This window comes from Jeongeupia sp. HS-3 (genome assembly GCF_015140455.1).
Lineage (GTDB): Bacteria > Pseudomonadota > Gammaproteobacteria > Burkholderiales > Chitinibacteraceae > Jeongeupia.
In genome coordinates this window covers 1,458,017-1,477,519 of record NZ_AP024094.1, presented here as the reverse complement: position 1 = coordinate 1,477,519, position 19,503 = coordinate 1,458,017, and the positions used below count along the sequence as shown (strand labels likewise).

The following is a 19,503-nucleotide window of genomic DNA, read 5'->3' as shown; positions in this document are numbered from 1 at the left end:
ACGTATTCCGGGATGCCTACTCTGCCCCTGTAGTTAAATGGATATAACGGGCCCCTCCTAAGGGCCAGTTACAGGTTCGATTCCTGTCGGGGGTACCAACTATAGTTCCAGAAGCGTCCAGTGCCGTCCAGAAAACCCCATAGAACCTAGCTTTCAGGGGTTTTTTGTTTCCTGGGTCATCCAAGAGCGTCCATGTACATCCAGTGATTTTTGGTATACGTTTAGGGATACATTGATTCGATTTTAGGTTGTATACCTATGGCGCGCAAAATCAAGCCCCTGAGCGACACCGACTGCCGCAACGCTAAGTCTCGCGACAAGGACTATTCACTGTTTGATGGTGGTGGGTTGTTCCTGCTAATCAAGGCCAGCGGTACCAAGTCGTGGCGCTTCAAGTTCACCAAGCCCAACGGCAAATCCGGGCTGACTGCGTTCGGGGACTATCCGGCGCTATCGTTGGCAGAAGCGCGTGCCAAGCGCGAGGAGGCCCGGGGCCTGCTTGCTGTTGGCGTCGACCCCATCGAGAACAAACGGCAAGCCAAATTGGATGCCGAGTACGACCGCACAAGCAGCTTCGAGGCCATCAGCAGGGAATGGCATGCCAAGAATGCCGCCAAATGGTCCGCCGCTCACGCGCGGAACATTCTCGCTCGGCTGGAAGCCTACGTATTCCCCGCCATTGGCAGACAGCCCGTGACCAACTTGAAAACCCGCGATCTACTTGCTCCACTACGCAAGATCGAGGAGAACGGCACGCTGGAAGTGGCGGGGCGGGTGCGGCAACACATCAGCGGCGTCATGCGCTATGCCGTGCAGACCGGTCTGATTGATAGCAATCCGGCTGGCGACCTTTCCGGGGCGCTAGAAGCGCCGATACTCGTACATCGTGCATCCCTGCCATTGGAGCGAGTTCCTGAGCTCATGCAGCGGCTCGACGCCTACCGGGGGCGTATTCTGACCGCATTGGCGCTGCGCTTCACATTGCTAACCTTCGTCCGTTCCAGCGAGCTACGTTTTATGTGCTGGAACGAGATCGACGCCGACCGCGCCACTTGGACGATACCGGCCAGCCGCGAGCTCATCGAAGGCGTGGCGCACTCGCATCGTGGTGCCAAGATGAAAGAGCAGCATATCGTGCCGCTATCGCGCCAGGCGTTGACCGTACTCGAAGCGATTCGCCCCCTGACAGGGCGCTTTGATTTGGTATTCGCTGGTGATCACGATGCTGCCAAGCCGATGAGCGAAAACACGGTCAATGCTGCGCTGCGCCGCATGGGTTACGATACCAAGACCGAAGTATGCGGGCATGGCTTCCGGGCGATGGCCTGCACTGCACTGACCGAAGCGGGGTTATGGGACAGGGATGTTGTTGAACGCCAGATGAGTCACAAGGAGCGCAACAGTGTCCGTGTCGCCTACACACACAAAGTTGAATTTTTGGAGCAACGCAGGCTGATGATGCAATGGTGGGCTGACTGGCTCGATGCCAACCACGGGCAATTCATACCGCCACATGAGTTTGCTGGAAAGGTTGGGAACGTTGTGTCGCTACGTGCCGGTAAAGCTGCATGACCCAATGACCATTTGGACGGACTTCTGGAAAAGGGCGGTGGCGTTGGAACAGGCCGGCGCACTGCAATGTGCATAGTTATTTGATTCATGTGCATCAAGGTTGCCTATATTCTATATGTACATCTATTGATGACATCGGACGCTGGTCGAGCCCCCTTCGCCAGTAGAGGAATATTTAGTTTGCACATGAGGACACATTTCCCGATTCACCCTTAGGGGGTTGGAAATGCGTAATGACTACATCTGATTCTTTTCTGCGCTTGCCTGAAGTGCTGAGCATCATTCCTGTTTCCCGTGCCACTTGGTACGAAGGTATCAAAAAAGGCCGATTCCCTGCCCAAGTGAAGTTGGGGCCGCGCGTGGCCGCTTGGCGGCGTAGCGACATCGACCGCCTCGTCGCATCGTTTGGTGCCAATTCCAGCAGTAATCACTAACTAACCCCGCGCCGCACTGCAGCGCGAGGGCATATTGGCAATCTGAGGACACTATTATTTGCTGCATGCGGCACGCCCTTTTGGGAGCGTGCCATGGCATCTGCCGCCCTTACTGCGCTTGTCGAAGCGTATGCACCCTGTGGTCTGTCCCTATACGGAAGGACACTAACTTAAGGTGGATAATCGCCACCAAGGAGTGTTCATGACCCAAATCCGCCGTACCTTTCCCGAGTCCTTCAAGCGGGAAGCTGTTGAGCAAATCCTGGCTGGCACGCCGCTACGTCACGTGGCGCAGGCCTTCGGCATCACCGAAGGCCTGCTGGGCAAATGGAAACGCCAGTTTCTGCTCAAGGGCATGGATGCCTTTCCTGGTCATGGCAAGCAACTGGGCGAAGCAGCCGAACTCAAGCGTCTGCGCGATGATCTAGCACGCGTCACCATGGAGCGTGACGTCCTAAAAAAAGCGCTCGCCATCTTCTCGCAGCCCACGAAGTGAAGTACCGCGCCATTCAGGCGCTTGCTGAGCGTTATCCTGTTGCCGTCATGTGCCAGTTGTTCCGCGTCTCACGGAGCAGCTACTACGCTTGGCGCAACCGGCCGCCTTCGATGCGAGAGATGGCTAATCGCGTGCTGTTACGGGAAATCCGTCTGGTCCATGCCGAAGTCAACGGCATCTATGGGCATCGTCGGATACATGCGGAACTGGTCGCACAAGGCTTCGCCTGTGGCCGCCACCGTGTTGGCCGCCTGATGCGCCAAGGCGGGCTGAAGGTACGTTCCCGTAAACGGTGGCGACCTGTCCCGGTCAGCCAACACCTGCTTCCGGTGGCACCAAATCGGCTGGAACGGCAATTCGACGCATCCGGGATGAATCAACGCTGGGTGTCGGACATGACTTACATCCGTACTGACGAGGGCTGGCTGTATCTGGCTGTGGTGCTGGACTTGTATTCCCGCGCCGTGGTCGGCTGGGCAATGCACCATCGAATGCAGCAAGAACTGGTGCATGCTGCGTTGACGATGGCCGTTGCCAGACGGAAACCGGTGCGGGAGGTGCTACTGCATTCGGACCGAGGCAGCCAGTATTGTGCGTTTGATTACCAGATGTTGCTGAAACGGCACGGCATGGTGCCGAGCCATTCACGAGCGGGCAATTGCTGGGACAACGCTGCGATGGAAAGCTTCTTCCGGTCGTTGAAGGCGGAGCGGGTTTACTTGACCCGCTACCGGAGTCACGACGAGGCCCGCGCGGATATATTCGACTACATCCGATTTTACAATCATCGCCGCCGCCATTCGACGCTGGATTACCTGGCACCGGTCGAGTTTGAACGGCAGCATTCAGCGCTTAGCGCTTAATCCTCTGTCCTTCTGCATGGGGACAGACCATACTGCGTAAGGTGCGCTGTGTCCGTATCATTGGTATGAATAGACGGACGGGGTGGGTAAAAAACGCCATGAAATCAGTGGTGTATGTGCTTATCTGGGCGTCCGTATCATTAATAATGTACTGACACGTAGGTCAGTCTATTAACTGTTAGGGATCAGGCGCATTCCTGATCGGCTCTTTCAAGTCAGTTGTTTTCAAAGGGTTTCGCCCTGCTTTGGCTTCGCAGTCTCGTTGCCCGTTTTGTTGTGGTTTAGCTGTCTAATTATCGTGACTCAGTTGCAATATCTTTTTACCGTCGTAAATCTTCTTTTCAGGTTTCAACCCTCGCTTTTATTTAGTGCGGCAGATTAGCAACGGAATGCAGCGCTCATGATTAGCCCAAAAAAGCTTGGCAGTTTATTTGAGGCTGGGTTCGTTGGTAGTTCTTCGTTGCCAGGGTGCTTTTTTCCAACAATGCGGTGTGCGATGTTGCTCTTTTTGGCGTTGCTATGGTTGTATTCAAGTTTCGGGGTTGCGTGCGGCGCAAATAAATCAAAGGCCGCAACCCTAACATTTCAATCAAGCGGACGGCCTTCGGCCTCCGCTTATTTCAAACGTTAGGCGTAATTCGATGAATATCGCAGCTCAGCTTATGTCGCTTGATGAAAAAATTCGAAGTGGATCACTTTGTATTTTTGGGTGTTGGTTCGGGCGGCCAATGGATAACTGCCATATTTCCAAAAGTGCATCATTTGATGGTGAGGTTCTCAAGGTTGTTTTTGAAAATGGTGAGATACTTGAGATAACCAATCCATTTGAGCTTATTGTTGATGGAACCACTCTAAAAATACCCGAGGCATCCATAGTTAAGTGGTCATGGTATCTTTATGGAGAGATAAAGAGCCCTGAAACGCTTATGTATTATGAGTACAGGACCGAGAACGGGAGAGTTGTATCGTGCACAAACTCTCCATGGCCTACTCGGCCAATTGATGGTGAGTTGGCTGTCGAGTTGTGCTAAAAACGCCTAACACTTCATTCAACCGGGACGGGCTAACGCCCGCCCGTTAATTCAAACGTTAGGCCTTAGAGAATCCGCATGGAAACAGAAACTCTTAGAAAGTCCGTTGGTGCATGCGCTTTGACTGCTAGAGATTGGTTTTTTGAGCGAGCTATTGAGAAAACTCCAAACGATTGGAGCCGGCACAATTCGTTGCAGGATCAGGGCATTGGCGCCATATATGCTTTTTTCGGAGATACTGGCCAGTGCCTCTATGTTGGCCAAACCACACAAACTCTTAAAGAGCGCGCAAACCTTAGAACATCCTGCCATTACGAAGCACCCTGGTGGGATCATTGGACGCTCCTCCGTTTTGTGAATACTGAAAATCAAACGGATCAGCTCGTGATAGAAATGCTCTTGATACTTGCACTTTCTTCTGAATACAACTCCAAGCCGGCGGCGCGAAATATCCATGAAATGTTACCGGCCTAACAAGTCGTCCCAGCCGACCCCGTGCCGGGGCGGCTGAACTCCAACGTTAGATGCCAAGGGAGGCATATGCCTGGCGCCGCAAACGGAAATGTACGAATCGTACTGAGGCTAGAAGGCCTGAGCGTTTTTGCAATGGCACTCATCTGCTACTCAAAATTCGGTTCAGGCTGGGGCTTGTTTGCTGCCTGCTTCCTCATCCCAGATCTATCCTTTCTTGGTTATGTTGCTGGCTCCAGCACTGGAGCCATCGCATACAACATGGCGCACTCCTACATTGGCGCATTGGCCTGTCTTTTCGTGGGTGCGGTTGCTTCCGTCCCGGTCCTTGTTAGCGCTGGTTTTATCTGGGGCGCTCATATCGGGTTTGATCGTGCGCTCGGCTATGGACTCAAATATTCAAAAGGATTTTCGTTTACGCATTTGGGGCTCATTGGCCGCCTCAAGCGAAAGGCATCTAACACTTCACTCAACCGGGACCGGCTAAAGCCGGCCCGTTAGTTCAAACGTTATGCATCATGAACGATATCACTCAGAAATACGGTTACGTGAAGAAGCAGATACCTGATCCACAGGTCAAGGATGCGGCTGACCAGTTTTGGACCGCTGCTGACCTTTTAAGGGCACAACCCCCTGGATCAGGAGTGCTACTCCCTGAAATTATCAATTCCGTTCTCGCGCTAGAACTGTACCTCAAATCGGTTTCGTCCTATTCCATCATCAAAGATCTAGAGGACTACGGAAACGGTGTAAGAGGTGGTGTAGTCACTGCCCAACCAGAGAAATCGACCCATAAGCTCAGTCAACTATATGATACGGCCGATGATTGGGTAAGAACCGAACTCGAATCGGAGTACTCAACATCTACGTTATATCAAAATGGCAAAACCCTTCGCGATCTCCTACTGCGGCATGACAACGTATTTGTGGCGGTAAGGTATGTATACGAAGATAGCGACCCTCTTCGTAGCCTGAATATCGCGGAACTTCACCAGTTAGCGCAGCTCATGAAAGGTGTCGTCGAGACGCTGGCTAGAAAGACGACAATCCTGAAATAGATGCATAACACTTCATTCAACCCGGACTGGCTAAAGCCAGCCGGTTAATTCAAACGTTATGCACTATGAAATACAAGCACATTGACGCCATGCTTCACAATTTCGGCCACTCATTCGTGAGCCTGATGAACTACGTAGATGACCAATATATTCTGGATGTTCTGCCTGAGCTTGCCCGCCATTCCCCTGGTTACGAAATTGATATCAATTTTGCCAACGGGCAGGTTTCTCCTACTGGCAAGTACCCGGAAGTTCTCCACAAGTCTATTGCCTACTGGAAAGATTGGTTACCAAAGCACATTGCCAACCACCGACTTGAAGCAGAACGCCTATCAGATATTCATGTCCGCTACAGGCTGGTAAAAATGGGACACGAAATCATTGTCTCCACTACCGATGATCGAGGCAAAGAACATAAGGTGTTCGTCCATGCATAACATGGCGCTCAACCTCGCTCCCTTCGGTCGCTGGACTCGCCAAAGCTACGCTTTGGCGAGCCGGTTAGCTCTACGTTAGGGTGAAGGCACTGCTCGGCATGCCCGCTCACATTGGTTTAGGTTTCATCGGCAATTTGAAACAACGGTTCACAGGCGAAAGCCAGCTTCCGTTTGCACCTCGCACCAACGGCTTATCCAAATAAAAAACTAACCAGATTATTTTTCTTTACTGTGGTGCTTGTTGCTTTTCTTTAGGGTGGCGTGGTGCAAGCCGGTTTAGCTTTGCATCTCGTTGATTCGGTGCGGTATGCTTCAAAAACAAAGCGGGCGTTCGCGGATAACGAAACCAAAATCGCCCTAACACTTCACTCAAGCGGACGGCCTTCGGCCTCCGCTTAGTTTCAACGTTAGGCGGCCCGTCCGCCGAGGGATGCATTATGAGCACTAATGCTCGCTCCGATTTCGAAAAAAGCATTTTTACGATTGAATGCAAGGATGTAATCCTACGAGAATTTTTAGTTACTGATTTAGATGATTTTCATTCACTCACTTGGCAACCTGAAATACATGAATTTTTGCCAGGCTGGAACGTATCGAAAGAGCAAAGAGAAGATTGGTTTACCAACTATGAAATTCCAGAAAACAAACAGTTTTTAAACACTGCATCAAAAAGTAAAGACATTGGCGAACTCCGTCTTCGATTAGGAATTATCTTGAAAGAGACAGGAAAATTTATCGGCTGGTGCTGTTCAGGAATTAAAGACGAATTGCCACCACCAAACCGAGAAATTATGTACGCAATTTCCAAGAATCATAGAGGCAAAGGATTCACAACCCAAGCCTCACAAGGAATGATTAATTATTTATTTGAAAGCACGAACATCAAGGTGCTTAGTGCCATTGCTCTATTAAATAACACGCCGTCGAATAGGGTAATACAAAAATGTGGCTTTAGCTTTCAGAGCATTATTGAGATTGACAACGAAAAATACAATCATTACGAGCTCGATAAAAAAGATTGGATAGGCACACGTTAAAGAAGTCCAGACCAATACGAACGCTAGGCGATAACAGAGAAAACAAATATTGGACCAAGTACGCCTAACACTTCATTCAACCGGGACGGGCTAAAGCCCGCCCGTTAATTCAAACGTTAGGCAAAGCCTGGAGTCGATATGAATACACCTGACGAAGACGCCCGCGATGAATGGTATTCAACGCTGGTGGATGAAATATCCGGGCAGGCGATTGACGAGTTTACATTTGAGCGTCTCCGCTCTTACTATGTAAGCAATCGCACCTTGGCCGTGAGTGCTATTTCTATATTTCATGAAGCCCGAAAACTTCTTGAAGTTTCACCATCGTCAGCATTAGTGCTTTTCACCACCTCAATTGAAGTTGGTTTAAAGGTCACTCTTCTCAAGCCTGTTATCTATGGCTTGGTTCATAACGAATCCGTCGCAGACCTTATCTCCGACCTCGCCGTCAAACATAACGGCTTTGACAGGTTTAAGCCTTTGCTTGCTCGCGTGCTAAAGGAGTACGGAAGCATTGACTTTAATTCTCCCAAAATAGAAGGCCACTCAAAAACAATTTGGGAAGAAATCACACAACTACAGGGCGCGAGAAATGCTGTTGTGCACAGGGCAGAGCTAGCAGATAGTGCCACAGCAAAACTTGCTCAAGAAGTTGCCTTCATGATCTTTGACAAATTTCTTCGCTCCATTTTAAACGGCTTGAGCTTAGAGCTAAAACAAGGCGGGGAAATTTGCAATGCCTAACATGCGGTTCAAGGCCGTTCGCTTCGCTCACTCGGGACCGGCTAAAGCCGGCCCCTTAACCTGAACGTTAGGAGCTATAAACATTGCGCCCAATATTTACGATTCATGCCGGAGAGTATTTGGTTGCCACCAAAATCGAAGAAAATTTTCCTGATGCAAGAGTATGGGTCCCATCAAAAGATGACGGAATAGATTTGCTTGTTACAAACAGAGAGCACAGCAAATCTATTTCCTTGCAAGTTAAATTCTCGAAAGATTATCTTGGCAATAATGTTAAACCAGAAATAGCACAAGGAATCAAATCCGGCGGATGGTGGACGTTTAATCGAGAAAAAATAGAAACCTCTCCAGCAGATTATTGGATTTTGGTTACGTATAGCTTCCATAGTCGAGATTTTGATTTCATTTTCATAAAACCATCAGAGCTGGTTGATTTGTATGACTCACTTGGAAACAGAGAGCGCATAAATAGCTACATATGGGTCACCAAATCAGCTCAATGCTGGGAAACTAGAGGGCTTGGAAAAAAAGAACAAATATCCATAGCCAACGGCACATACAATGATCCATCAAGATCCCTTACCAGCCATTTAAACAACTGGTCGAGTATTCATGCCATCTGCCCCCAAGGCTCCTAACACTTCATTCAACCCGGACGGGCTAACGCCCGCCGGTTAATTTCAACGTTAGCGCTCATGAAACGATATCGCATTTTCAGCTTTGACTTTGATAGTCGTTCCATTGCTCTGGAGCCGATCAGAGAAGAGTGGGAAGAGGCAACAAAAGAACAAGCGCGCGCCAATCAGCAGCGCACAATTTCTAGGCTGAAATTGCAATATGGTGAAGCCAATTTTGATGAAAAAATAAAGAACTTTATCGACCTTGGTCCAAAGCCATTCTCGATTGTTGCATTTCACAATAAATTTCTATCTCAAGTCCGAGAATCATTTTCGCATGGCCAATACTATCCCGCCCTAACGGGAGTCTGCGCCCTCGGAGAGAGAGTACTAAATCATTTAGTAATTAACCTGCGCGACCATTACAAAAGCCACGAGCTTTACAAGAAAGTATATCGCAAAAAATCATTTGATTATTGGCCGTTAGCCATTGATGCGCTTTCTCAGTGGGGCGTTTTAACCCAAGCAGCAGAAATTTCATTCTACAGCTTGAATGAGAAGCGAAACTACGCACTCCACTTCAACCCAGAAGTTGACGTCGATGATCGCGAGTTAGCGTTAGAAGCGATAAGAAATTTCGAAGAAATAATTAAAAATCAATTTTCATCCTTTGGAATGCTGCCGTGGCTACTGCCCACACCGGGAGAGTGTTACATTAAAAAAGAATGGGAAACTTCACCCTTCGTGCAGCTAGTCTATTTTCCAAACTGCGCATATGTAGGATATAGACATACCGTAGTTAGTGCATTTCCCTGGCAGATCGCGGATTATGATGATTACCCCGAACAAGACGTCAACGATGAAGACTTTGTTAAAATGCGAAATGCCCTCAATGACCGCTAACACTTCAGTCAACCGGGACCGGCTAAAGCCGGCCCGTTACTTCAAACTACAAGGGCTTCCCCATCCCTTGCAATGCAAAGGACGTTTTCATTTCGGCGAATGGCGGCACCACCGGTTGAATGCGTGAGAAGGTGAAGGACTGCAACACTACAAACGGTCATGTTGGACTGGTTTAGTCCGGACCCTGATACAAGACGCGCGCGGGGGCCTCCATCGTTAGCCGGGGATATTGGCCCCATTGAATTAACCAGGCATGCCCCACGCAGGTCCAACCTTTTCTGCATCAATGCCAGCAGTTCGCGTTCGATTCATTTCGCCATGCCATATTCCTTGCTTGCTGACCCGGGTTGAGTCATTGGATTGGCCGGAATTCAATCCACCAACACGCTGAAGTCGTCGCCGTAATGCAGGATCGCCCACGCCATGCGGGCGTTCTTGGCGGCGATCGCCACTATGGTTTTCCAGTAACCGCGTCGTTCTTGCAGGCTGCGCACCCAGCGGCTGTAGCGGTCCTGTTTGTCGCCCAGCCCGGCCAGTACCGCGCGGGCGCCCATCACCAGCAGGCTGCACAAGTAGCCGTCGCCGGCCTTGGTGATCCGCCCCAGCCGGGCTTTGCCGCCACTGCTGTACTGCCCCGGCACCAGCCCGAGCCAGGCGGCCAGTTGCCGGCCGCTGGCGAAGTCATGGCCGCTGCCGATGCTCGCCAGCAGCGCGCTGGCGGTGGTCGGGCCGATGCCGGGCTGGGTTTGCAGCCGGCGGGCGCGCTGATCCTGGTGCGCCAGTTGTTCGATGATCCGGCTGTAGGCGTTGATGCGTTCGTCCAGTTGGCTGGCATGCTGCAATAGATCGCCGATGCAGCGGTTGGCCCAGCCGGGCAGGTCTTCCAGATGAGCCCCGATCTCGCGCCGCAGTCGTTCGACCTTCTGCGGCAGGACGATGCCGAATTCGGCCAGCAGCCCGCGGATGCGGTTATAGGTCGCGGTGCGTTCCTCGACCCAGCCCTGGCGGGTACGGTGCAAGCACAGTACGGCTTGCTGCTCCTGATCCTTAATCGGCACGAAGCGCATCTGTGGCCGGGTGACCGCCTCGCAAATCGCCGCGGCATCGGCGGCGTCGTTCTTGCCGCGCTTGCCGGCCATGCGATACGGCACGACCAGCTTGGGCGCCATCAGCCTGACCGTATGGCCGAAGGGCTGAAACTGCCGCGCCCAGTGATGCGCACCGGAACAGGCTTCCATGCCGATCAGGCACGGCGGCAGTTGGGCGATCAGCTCGAGCAATGCTGCGCGCGGCACCTTGGGTTTGACCAGCATCGGCTTGCCCGTTTCATCGACGCCATGAACGGCAAAGACATTCTTGGCGAGATCGATACCGACAGTGATAATGGACATGGATTTCCCCTCCTGTAAGCGATGATGGGTGTGGAAACTTCATCATGGCAGCGCAGGCTGCCTGCGGCTTCCGCCGCAGCCTTAGGATGGGGAAGTCCCTTTTATTCGTTAGCCGTCAAAGGAAGGTTCACGCGTATGGATGAAAGTAATCTATTCCTCCGTGTCCTGGCCGCTTATAGCGATGCCGTTCGCGTCAAGGACGTTGACGCATTCACCGCGCTCTATGACCAAGACATCCATGTTTTTGACATGTGGGGCACGTGGTCGCTTCGCGGCTTGGCGGCGTGGCGAGATATGGCTGCAGGTTGGTTCTCATCACTCGGAGATGAATGTGTTGTTGTCACTTCCGACGATGAAAGTTCAGCTGTAGCCGGAGCCTTGGCCATAGGCCATGCCGTTCTCACTTACACCGAGATTGCGCCGGATGGCACAAAACTCCGATCTCTCAGCAACCGTGTAACCATGGCTCTGCGCAAGACTGGAGGTTCCTGGAAGATCATCCATGAGCACACATCAGCACCAATTGACCACCAGTCGCAACAGGCCATCCTGCATCGCAGTGACGACTAACAATTCATTCAAGCCGAAGCCGCTTCGCGGCTTGGCTTAATTCAGGCGCTAGGCGTATTAGTTAGAGGAATTGCAATGACAACAATCGATGTGAAATCCCGATTCGCAGCAAAGCTTCTTCGTCCGGCAAAGCCTGGTAATGATACATCGTGGGCGTTCGTAGTACTGCCAAGAGACACGAGTGAACAGCTTCCGAGGCGAGGAAGGACGACAGTTGAAGGCACAATTAATGGGCACCATTTCCAGGCAACCCTTGAACCGGATGGTCAGCTGAGCCATTGGCTGCAGGTAAGCAGAGAGTTACACGAAGCCGCAGGGGCGGCCGTGGGAGATATTGTTACGCTAGAGCTAACCCCTGTGAAGAAGGAACCCGAGCCCGACATCCCACCAGATTTTCAGGAGGCACTGGCAGCCACTCCTGAGGCTCGTAAAGTTTGGAACAATACGACGACCATCGCACGAGTAGACTGGATACACTGGATTACTTCAGCCAAGGAACTTAAGACGCGCGCAAAACGAATTGGTGATGCCTGCGATATGCTTGCATCCGGCAAGAAGCAGGTTTGCTGTTTCGACCAGTCTGGCTACTACAGTAAGGCCTTCCGTGCGCCCGAAGCAGAAAATTTTTAAATGGAATATTCCGTTGAATACGCCTAACAAGGCGCTCAACACCGCTCGCTTCGCTCACTGGACTCACAAAGACTACGCTTTTATTCGTCTGTTAGCTTAATCGTTAGGTTCTTTGCAGCCACTCACAGGACACAGGAAGAAATATGATTCTAGAAGTCGCCGTTCTGAATGTTCTTTCTGGAAAAGAAGGTGAATTTGAGTCCGCTTTCAAAATCGCTTCCGCCATAATATCTTCAATGCCAGGTTACATTTCTCATCAATTGCAACGTTGTCTAGAAAATTCATCGCAGTATGTTTTGTTGGTAAATTGGGAAAAACTTGAAGATCACACCGTTGGCTTCCGTGGTTCTGCTCAATACCAAGAGTGGCGGCAATTGCTCCATCACTTTTATGACCCATTTCCAACGGTTGAGCATTATGAGTTGGTTCTTGAAAATAGAACATAATCTTTCGGTCAACGTGACGACCCAAAGCTGCGCTTTGGGTTCCCTCCACCGCTACGCGGCTCCGGCCGCACGTTACCTCCAACGTTGGGCCCCATGAAAATACTCGCTATCTCAGGTAGTCTTCGGGCCGCTTCTCACAATTCAGCATTACTACGTGCAATGACTCGCCTCGCACCGCCAGGCGTCGAAATTAGTGTTTATCAAGGGCTTGGTGATCTGCCACTGTTTAATCCAGATCTGGAAACAAGTGATCCATTGCCTGTGAGAAAGCTGCGTTCGCACATCATCGCTTCTGATGCGCTGCTTATTGCCAGTCCGGAATATGCTCATGGGGTTACGGGTGTGATGAAAAATGCGCTTGATTGGATGGTGGGGTGTGAGGCCTTTGTTCGCAAGCCGGTAGCGCTGCTGAATGCATCCCCTCGTGCCGTTCATGCTCAAGCGGCGTTGCACGAAACCATCTCGGTTATGTCAGCCCATATCATTGAAGCGGCTTCCATTACCGTACCAATCCTCGGCTCGAAATTAACTGAAGATTGCATCGTCCATCATCCACAAATTGCTGTTTCATTGCGTATGGCGCTCGCAGCGCTGTGCGACGCAGCGGCATTGCACAAGGCAGCCGTATAACGCCCTGCACTTCAATCAAGCGGATAGCCTTCGGCCTTTGCTTTTTTCAAATATCAGCCGCCATTTGCTAGAACATGCCCAGCCCACCGTGTTTTCCCTTTTCTGTTTCTGGTCCATTGTCCAAAGCGGTTGCCGCTTTGGGGTTTTCCAGCTTCGAGCAGCTTGCTGCCTTCGTACAAGCGTTGCCATATGGAAGAACCGCCGCCAATGACGATCCGCTCTCTGTTATCACCGAAAACTGTGGCACTTGTAGTTCTAAGCACAAATTGCTGGCGGCGCTGGCACATGAGTGCGGTCATATGGAAGTTCAACTGACGGTGGGGCTCTTCAAGATGTCGGAGGAAAACACCCCCGGAGTGGGGAGCATTCTTCGCGCTGCGCATCTGTCTTATATTCCGGAGGCGCATTGCTATCTGGCTGTCGGTAGCAAACGCTATGACTTCACGGGCTTGCCCAAAGGCAGCGCCAGCCCCTTTGAGGCCCTGATCGAAGAGCATGTTGTTTTGCCCGCCGAGTTATCGGATGCAAAGATTGAACTCCACAAACGAGCCGTTGCTCACTGGGCCGCATCAGCCGGAATTACCACCGCCGACGCGTGGGCCACACGTGAGGCGTGTATCGCAGCCTTGTCGGCTAACACTTCATTCAATCGGGACGGGCTAAAGCCCGCCCGTTAATTCAAACGTTAGAGGTCAATACTAATGGTTACCGCTCTGTTGTTAATTGATATTCAAAATGATTACTTCCCGAATGGCGCTATGGAATTAGTGTCCCCTGTCGAGGCAGGAAACAACGCTACGAAATTATTGGAAAAATTCCGTAAAAGCAACCTTCCAATCATACATATTCAGCACATTTCAATGCATCCCGGCGCAACGTTCTTCTTGCCCGATACATACGGCGCAGAAATACATCCATGCGTAGCACCTGCCGCGGGGGAAGTTTTTTTCCAAAAAAACTTCCCCAATAGTTTTCGCGGCACCCCGCTACTCGAACACCTCAAGGAAAGCAAAATTACAACGTTGGTCATCGCCGGCATGATGACGCATATGTGTATCGACACCACAACTCGCGCTGCCGCAGATTTGGGATTTTCTTGCGTCCTCGCTCATGATGCTTGTGCCACAAAGGAACTCTCTTTTAATGGCTCGTTGGTCGCAGCCGAAGATGTGCAACTTGCATATCTGGCAGGCCTGAATGGGTTGTTCGCTCAGGTCAAATCCACCGAAGAAGTCGCAAACGACCTCTAACATTTCAATCAAGCGGGCGGCCTTCGGCCTCCGCTTAGTTTTAACGTTGGGCGTCGTCATCCCAACTGCCAATTTTCCCTTTGCTACACAGTCTTGCCACAACCGAAGAACCCAACAAATGAAATACAAAGGTAGCTGTCACTGCGGGCAAGTGGCTTTCGAGATCGAGGGTGAACTCACCCAAGTTACTGAGTGCAACTGCTCAATTTGTTCGCGGAAGGGTGCGCTTCTTTGGGGTTTTCAGCCCGATAGATTTCGCTTGCTGACCTCTCCGGAACAGATGGCCACTTACACTTTCGACGCCCAAATCATTAAACATCGGTTCTGCCCAAAGTGCGGCATTCATACGTTTGCCGAAGGCATTCTCTCTGGGAATTCAATGGTGGTAGTCAATGCCCGTTGCCTTGAAGGTGTAAAATTGTCGTCCTTTCCCGTAAGGCACTTCGACGGTCGCTCGCTGTAGTCCATCATGACGCCCAACACTTCACTCAAGCGAACCGGCCAAAGCTATGCCTTGTCCGTCCGTTTAGTTTCAACGTTAGGCCTCATAGGAACTTTAATGCCGCATTTAAAACTACTCATCGCGCTCACAGCATTCTCGCTTTCTACGACAGTGGTTAGCGCTCCTCAGGTTTCGAGGAAAGAACTTTTAGCTGTGGATATTCATCCACAAGGACAGGTCGGTAGAGTGACCATTCAGGAAATCACCCTCTCTCCTTCACTTAGGGCACCTCCACACTCGCATCCATGCCCAGTAGTTGGCACCGTCACTCGCGGTAAAATCGTGTATCAAATCGATGGGCAACCCGCCCAAACGTTGACAACCGGCTCCGCTTTCTACGAGCCGGCCAACACACGAATCACCAGATTCGATAATGCGGATAGTGTTGACTCCACGTTTCAGGCCTTTTATTTGTGCAAGAACCAAGATGAGCTGGTCTGTCCCCATGCAGAAGGACAGAGGATTAAGCGCTAAGCGCTGAATGCTGCCGTTCAAACTCGACCGGTGCCAGGTAATCCAGCGTCGAATGGCGGCGGCGATGATTGTAAAATCGGATGTAGTCGAATATATCCGCGCGGGCCTCGTCGTGACTCCGGTAGCGGGTCAAGTAAACCCGCTCCGCCTTCAACGACCGGAAGAAGCTTTCCATCGCAGCGTTGTCCCAGCAATTGCCCGCTCGTGAATGGCTCGGCACCATGCCGTGCCGTTTCAGCAACATCTGGTAATCAAACGCACAATACTGGCTGCCTCGGTCCGAATGCAGTAGCACCTCCCGCACCGGTTTCCGTCTGGCAACGGCCATCGTCAACGCAGCATGCACCAGTTCTTGCTGCATTCGATGGTGCATTGCCCAGCCGACCACGGCGCGGGAATACAAGTCCAGCACCACAGCCAGATACAGCCAGCCCTCGTCAGTACGGATGTAAGTCATGTCCGACACCCAGCGTTGATTCATCCCGGATGCGTCGAATTGCCGTTCCAGCCGATTTGGTGCCACCGGAAGCAGGTGTTGGCTGACCGGGACAGGTCGCCACCGTTTACGGGAACGTACCTTCAGCCCGCCTTGGCGCATCAGGCGGCCAACACGGTGGCGGCCACAGGCGAAGCCTTGTGCGACCAGTTCCGCATGTATCCGACGATGCCCATAGATGCCGTTGACTTCGGCATGGACCAGACGGATTTCCCGTAACAGCACGCGATTAGCCATCTCTCGCATCGAAGGCGGCCGGTTGCGCCAAGCGTAGTAGCTGCTCCGTGAGACGCGGAACAACTGGCACATGACGGCAACAGGATAACGCTCAGCAAGCGCCTGAATGGCGCGGTACTTCACTTCGTGGGCTGCGAGAAGATGGCGAGCGCTTTTTTTAGGACGTCACGCTCCATGGTGACGCGTGCTAGATCATCGCGCAGACGCTTGAGTTCGGCTGCTTCGCCCAGTTGCTTGCCATGACCAGGAAAGGCATCCATGCCCTTGAGCAGAAACTGGCGTTTCCATTTGCCCAGCAGGCCTTCGGTGATGCCGAAGGCCTGCGCCACGTGACGTAGCGGCGTGCCAGCCAGGATTTGCTCAACAGCTTCCCGCTTGAAGGACTCGGGAAAGGTACGGCGGATTTGGGTCATGAACACTCCTTGGTGGCGATTATCCACCTTAAGTTAGTGTCCTTCCGTATAGGGACAGACCAGAACACCGCAAGGTAGACCCCGAAGAAGATCAGCGGTCCGAGCACATTGCCCTGGATCGCGAACGACGCGCAGACACCGGCAACGATGGGCAGCAGCGTGAACCAGAAGATCGCATCGCCGATGCCGGCAATCGGCCCGAACAGCGCCACCTTCAGGCCCTTGATCAGCGCGCGGTCTTCCTTCTTCTGCTCGAGCGAGATCAGCAGCCCCATCAGGAAACCGACCAGGTTCGGGTGGGTGTTGATGAACTCGAGGCTGTCCTTGTTGGCGGCCTTCAGCCCTTCCGGATCATCGCGATAGATCTTCTTCAGCAGCGGCTGCATCGCCGTGGTGAAGCCGACCGACTGCATCCGTTCATAGTTGAAGCCGGCCTGCAGCATCGACGAGCGGAACGCGAGCTTGGTGATGTCGCCCTTGGTGATTTCGGCTTCAGGCGTGGTGGTGTGTTCAGATGCCATTGCTGTAGTCCTCCTTGGGCGCTTCGGTGGCGGGTGCCGGTGCGGATTCCGGCTTGCTGTTGAAGTAGACGAACAGGGCGAAGGCTGCGCCCATCACCGCGACCGGCAGCAGGTTCTGGATCTGCACGTAGCAGACGAACAGGAAGCCGGCGAGCAGGTAAGGGACGTACTGCATCTTCAGCATCACCCGCAGCAGCAGGCCGAAACCGACCGCAGGCAGGATGCCGCCGGCGACTTCGAAACCGTGGCTCAGCCAGCTCGGCATCGACTTCACCAGCGCCTGCATCGCGCCCTGCGCCGAGTACGCACACAGGAACACCACCAGCGCATAGGTGCAGGCGACGATCAGCGTCATCAAGAGGCTCATCCGACCGAGACCGGCGGTGTTGTTCTCGCGCGCGTAGCGTTCGACCTTGGGCATGAACATCGAGAACGCCGAGTAGTAGAACAGGATGATGTACTGCATCAGCAGGCTGAACGGCAGGCCAAGGCCGATCGCGGTCTTCGGGTCGACACCGGCGCTGTGCGCGATCACCGTGGTCATGATCCCGGCGAGGATAGGGTTCGGCGGCTGCACGCCGCCGGCCGGGGTCAGCCCGGCGAAGGCCAGCTCGGTCAGGCCGCCGGTGATCAGGCCGATCTGCAGGTCGCCGAGAATGGCGCCGGTGACGGTGCAGACGATGATAGGCCGGAACAGGAACAGCGCTTCGAGCCAGAAGTCGATGCCGAAAATGAAGGCGACCCCCGCCAGCATCAGCCCCTGCATCAGTGTGATTTCATGCATGACCGTCTCCCTTACTGGATGGTGTCCTTGGTGTCCCCGGGCGTGTCCTGGATGAACACGTTGATGCCGCCCGCCTTGAGTGCGCGCAGGTCGGCGAGGTCGGCGTCGTCGACGTAGACCTTCTTGGAGAGCGGCCGCTTGCCGTCGGAAAAGTGCATGTTGCCGACATTGACATCGCGGATCGGCACGCCGCCGTCGACCAGCTGGCGCACCGTCGCCGGGCTGCGGCAGATCAGGAAGATCTGCTGCGCCGGCGCGGCCTTGTGGATCACGGCGATGGTCTTCTCGACCGTGAAGAAACGGATGCCGACGCCGACCTGATCGGCGGTGATGGCCATCAGCTTCTGCTGCATCTCGTCGGCGGCGGTGACGTCGTCGACGACGACGAGCAGGTTGGCGCCGAGCGCGGTGGTCCACGTCACGCCGACCTGGCCGTGAACCAGCCGGTTGTCGATGCGGGTGAGCAGGATATTGGGTGCGGTCATCTTGGACTCCTTCTGGTCGCCGTCCCTCGGTGGGGACTGGAGTTCAGTCTAAAAAACCGCCTCGCCGCGAAGGCTACGTCTCGTTGAGCATTTGTCTCGCCGCTGTAATGCAGACCGGGAAATGTTTCAGAACCGAAACAAAGCAGGCCAAAGATTGCAGAACCGGCGGGATTTGATACCGAGTCCGCGCGGCATGCGCGCTAGCCTGACGGACATCGATCACGCACAGGAGTCCCCCATGCAAACCCGCATCCTTGCCAACCCGACCGAGCTGGCCGATGCCGTCGCCACGCTGATTGCCGACTGCGTGCGCGCCAAACCGCAAGCCGTGCTGTGCCTGGCCGGCGGCGATACACCGCGCGCCGCGTATGCACGGCTGCTTGCAATGCAGCGCGCCGGCGAGGTCGACCTGTCGCAGGTGGTGTACGTCGGCCTCGACGAATGGGTCGGCCTGCCGGCCGACTATCCGGGTAGCTGTCGTGCCTTCATGCAGGAGACCGTATTCGGCCCGCTGAACGTGCCGCCCGAGCGCATCGTGTTCTACGACGCGATGGCGGACGACCTGCAGGCCGAGTGTCGCCGGGTCGACGCTTTCCTCGCCGAACACGGTCCGCTGGATCTGGTGCTGCTCGGCATGGGCATGAACGGCCATCTGGGCATGAACGAGCCAGGCTGCTTGGTCGACAGCGGCAGCATCGTCACCGAGCTCGATCCGGTCACGGTCAGTGTCGGGCAGAAATATTTCGGCACGCAGCAACCGGTGCTGAAGCAGGGCATCACGCTGGGGATAGCCAGCATCATGCAGGCGCACTGCGCGGTGCTGATGGTCAGCGGCGAGAAAAAGGCCGAAACCGTGCGTCAGGCGCTGCAACTGGCGGTCGGCAACGGCGTACCGGCCAGCCTGCTGCGACGGCACCGGCATGCGATCACCATGCTGGACACCGCTGCGGCCAGCCGGCTGGGCTAGGCGGGCGGCCTGCCGGGGCTGTTCGGCGCCGTGGCGCCTGTCCC

28 protein-coding genes and 1 tRNA gene are annotated in these 19,503 nt (G+C 53.4%); 23 read left to right on the top strand and 6 right to left on the bottom strand.

Features of this window, described 5'->3' with window-relative positions:
- The first annotated feature begins 23 nt into the window (after window positions 1-23).
- The 14 genes from JLC71_RS06940 (at window position 24) to JLC71_RS06875 (ending at window position 9,663) form a co-directional block, all read left to right on the top strand.
- Window positions 24-98 (top strand) — tRNA-Arg (locus tag JLC71_RS06940).
- Between the two features lie 160 nt (window positions 99-258).
- Window positions 259-1,572: a tyrosine-type recombinase/integrase gene (locus JLC71_RS06935; RefSeq protein ID WP_200918017.1), complete on the top strand. Its 1,314-nt coding sequence runs from the start codon at window positions 259-261 to the stop codon at window positions 1,570-1,572.
- A gap of 233 nt (window positions 1,573-1,805) precedes the next feature.
- Complete coding sequence (locus JLC71_RS06930) at window positions 1,806-2,006, top strand: helix-turn-helix transcriptional regulator (RefSeq protein ID WP_200918016.1); 201 nt, start codon at window positions 1,806-1,808, stop codon at window positions 2,004-2,006.
- 202 nt (window positions 2,007-2,208) lie between these two features.
- Complete coding sequence (locus tag JLC71_RS06925; RefSeq protein ID WP_200914865.1) at window positions 2,209-2,502, top strand: transposase; 294 nt, start codon at window positions 2,209-2,211, stop codon at window positions 2,500-2,502.
- A complete protein-coding gene (locus JLC71_RS06920; protein WP_200914866.1) occupies window positions 2,499-3,365 on the top strand; it encodes an IS3 family transposase in 867 nt (288 codons plus the stop codon). The genes JLC71_RS06925 and JLC71_RS06920 overlap by 4 nt, the downstream gene beginning before the upstream one ends.
- A 641-nt stretch (window positions 3,366-4,006) precedes the next feature.
- A complete protein-coding gene (locus JLC71_RS06915) occupies window positions 4,007-4,396 on the top strand; it encodes a hypothetical protein (protein ID WP_200918015.1) in 390 nt (129 codons plus the stop codon).
- 78 nt (window positions 4,397-4,474) lie between these two features.
- Window positions 4,475-4,870, top strand: coding sequence for a GIY-YIG nuclease family protein (locus JLC71_RS06910; RefSeq protein WP_200918014.1), 396 nt, complete (start codon window positions 4,475-4,477; stop codon window positions 4,868-4,870).
- Between the two features lie 66 nt (window positions 4,871-4,936).
- Window positions 4,937-5,368 carry a DUF4260 domain-containing protein gene (locus JLC71_RS06905; protein ID WP_374757621.1) on the top strand — a complete coding sequence of 144 codons (432 nt, stop codon included), beginning with the start codon at window positions 4,937-4,939 and terminating at the stop codon, window positions 5,366-5,368.
- A 17-nt stretch (window positions 5,369-5,385) separates the two neighbouring features.
- The gene (locus JLC71_RS06900) at window positions 5,386-5,925 is read left to right on the top strand and encodes a hypothetical protein (RefSeq protein ID WP_200918012.1); all 540 of its coding nucleotides are present in this window, start codon (window positions 5,386-5,388) and stop codon (window positions 5,923-5,925) included.
- 65 nt (window positions 5,926-5,990) lie between these two features.
- Window positions 5,991-6,362: a hypothetical protein gene (locus JLC71_RS06895; RefSeq protein WP_200918011.1), complete on the top strand. Its 372-nt coding sequence runs from the start codon at window positions 5,991-5,993 to the stop codon at window positions 6,360-6,362.
- Window positions 6,363-6,799: 437 nt separating this feature from the next.
- The gene (locus JLC71_RS06890; RefSeq protein ID WP_200918010.1) at window positions 6,800-7,399 is read left to right on the top strand and encodes a GNAT family N-acetyltransferase; all 600 of its coding nucleotides are present in this window, start codon (window positions 6,800-6,802) and stop codon (window positions 7,397-7,399) included.
- A gap of 138 nt (window positions 7,400-7,537) precedes the next feature.
- Entirely contained in the window at window positions 7,538-8,143 is a 606-nt protein-coding gene (locus JLC71_RS06885) for a hypothetical protein (RefSeq protein ID WP_200918009.1), read from the top strand.
- A 119-nt stretch (window positions 8,144-8,262) separates the two neighbouring features.
- On the top strand, window positions 8,263-8,781 hold the full coding sequence (locus JLC71_RS06880) for a hypothetical protein (RefSeq protein WP_200918008.1): 519 nt from the start codon (window positions 8,263-8,265) through the stop codon (window positions 8,779-8,781).
- A 57-nt stretch (window positions 8,782-8,838) separates the two neighbouring features.
- The gene (locus JLC71_RS06875; protein ID WP_200918007.1) at window positions 8,839-9,663 is read left to right on the top strand and encodes a hypothetical protein; all 825 of its coding nucleotides are present in this window, start codon (window positions 8,839-8,841) and stop codon (window positions 9,661-9,663) included.
- 371 nt (window positions 9,664-10,034) lie between these two features.
- Here the strand turns inward: JLC71_RS06875 and JLC71_RS06870 are convergent, their stop codons facing one another.
- The gene (locus JLC71_RS06870) at window positions 10,035-11,054 is read right to left on the bottom strand and encodes an IS110 family RNA-guided transposase (RefSeq protein ID WP_200918006.1); all 1,020 of its coding nucleotides are present in this window, start codon (window positions 11,052-11,054) and stop codon (window positions 10,035-10,037) included.
- A gap of 135 nt (window positions 11,055-11,189) precedes the next feature.
- Between JLC71_RS06870 and JLC71_RS06865 the strand changes: the two genes are divergently transcribed.
- The 8 genes from JLC71_RS06865 (at window position 11,190) to JLC71_RS06830 (ending at window position 15,556) form a co-directional block, all read left to right on the top strand.
- The gene (locus JLC71_RS06865) at window positions 11,190-11,624 is read left to right on the top strand and encodes a YybH family protein (protein ID WP_200918005.1); all 435 of its coding nucleotides are present in this window, start codon (window positions 11,190-11,192) and stop codon (window positions 11,622-11,624) included.
- Between the two features lie 75 nt (window positions 11,625-11,699).
- A complete protein-coding gene (locus JLC71_RS06860; protein ID WP_200918004.1) occupies window positions 11,700-12,254 on the top strand; it encodes a YdeI/OmpD-associated family protein in 555 nt (184 codons plus the stop codon).
- A gap of 143 nt (window positions 12,255-12,397) precedes the next feature.
- Window positions 12,398-12,700, top strand: coding sequence for an antibiotic biosynthesis monooxygenase family protein (locus tag JLC71_RS06855; protein WP_200918003.1), 303 nt, complete (start codon window positions 12,398-12,400; stop codon window positions 12,698-12,700).
- A gap of 93 nt (window positions 12,701-12,793) precedes the next feature.
- The gene (locus JLC71_RS06850; protein ID WP_200918002.1) at window positions 12,794-13,330 is read left to right on the top strand and encodes an NADPH-dependent FMN reductase; all 537 of its coding nucleotides are present in this window, start codon (window positions 12,794-12,796) and stop codon (window positions 13,328-13,330) included.
- A gap of 74 nt (window positions 13,331-13,404) precedes the next feature.
- A complete protein-coding gene (locus tag JLC71_RS06845) occupies window positions 13,405-14,007 on the top strand; it encodes a hypothetical protein (protein ID WP_200918001.1) in 603 nt (200 codons plus the stop codon).
- Between the two features lie 24 nt (window positions 14,008-14,031).
- Entirely contained in the window at window positions 14,032-14,580 is a 549-nt protein-coding gene (locus JLC71_RS06840) for a cysteine hydrolase family protein (RefSeq protein WP_200918000.1), read from the top strand.
- A complete protein-coding gene (locus JLC71_RS06835; protein ID WP_374757620.1) occupies window positions 14,528-15,043 on the top strand; it encodes a GFA family protein in 516 nt (171 codons plus the stop codon). Before JLC71_RS06840 ends, JLC71_RS06835 begins: the two co-directional genes overlap by 53 nt.
- A gap of 6 nt (window positions 15,044-15,049) precedes the next feature.
- The gene (locus JLC71_RS06830) at window positions 15,050-15,556 is read left to right on the top strand and encodes a cupin domain-containing protein (protein WP_200917998.1); all 507 of its coding nucleotides are present in this window, start codon (window positions 15,050-15,052) and stop codon (window positions 15,554-15,556) included.
- Here JLC71_RS06830 and JLC71_RS06825 read toward each other — a convergent pair.
- The 5 genes from JLC71_RS06825 to agaB are packed head-to-tail and all read right to left on the bottom strand — an operon-like array spanning window position 15,546 to window position 18,492.
- On the bottom strand, window positions 15,546-16,412 hold the full coding sequence (locus JLC71_RS06825; RefSeq protein ID WP_200914866.1) for an IS3 family transposase: 867 nt from the start codon (window positions 16,410-16,412) through the stop codon (window positions 15,546-15,548). The two genes, JLC71_RS06830 and JLC71_RS06825, sit on opposite strands and share 11 nt — an antisense overlap.
- The gene (locus JLC71_RS06820) at window positions 16,409-16,702 is read right to left on the bottom strand and encodes a transposase (RefSeq protein ID WP_200914865.1); all 294 of its coding nucleotides are present in this window, start codon (window positions 16,700-16,702) and stop codon (window positions 16,409-16,411) included. The genes JLC71_RS06825 and JLC71_RS06820 overlap by 4 nt, the downstream gene beginning before the upstream one ends.
- On the bottom strand, window positions 16,699-17,223 hold the full coding sequence (locus JLC71_RS06815) for a PTS system mannose/fructose/sorbose family transporter subunit IID (RefSeq protein ID WP_200917997.1): 525 nt from the start codon (window positions 17,221-17,223) through the stop codon (window positions 16,699-16,701). Before JLC71_RS06815 ends, JLC71_RS06820 begins: the two co-directional genes overlap by 4 nt.
- On the bottom strand, window positions 17,213-18,007 hold the full coding sequence (gene agaC / locus JLC71_RS06810; RefSeq protein WP_200917996.1) for a PTS galactosamine transporter subunit IIC: 795 nt from the start codon (window positions 18,005-18,007) through the stop codon (window positions 17,213-17,215). The genes JLC71_RS06815 and agaC overlap by 11 nt, the downstream gene beginning before the upstream one ends.
- 11 nt (window positions 18,008-18,018) lie before the next feature.
- Entirely contained in the window at window positions 18,019-18,492 is a 474-nt protein-coding gene (gene agaB / locus JLC71_RS06805; protein WP_200917995.1) for a PTS galactosamine transporter subunit IIB, read from the bottom strand.
- Window positions 18,493-18,730: 238 nt separating this feature from the next.
- Here agaB and JLC71_RS06800 point away from each other — a divergent pair, with 238 nt between their 5' ends.
- Window positions 18,731-19,459, top strand: coding sequence for a 6-phosphogluconolactonase (locus tag JLC71_RS06800; protein ID WP_200917994.1), 729 nt, complete (start codon window positions 18,731-18,733; stop codon window positions 19,457-19,459).
- The last annotated feature ends 44 nt before the right edge of the window (window positions 19,460-19,503 follow it).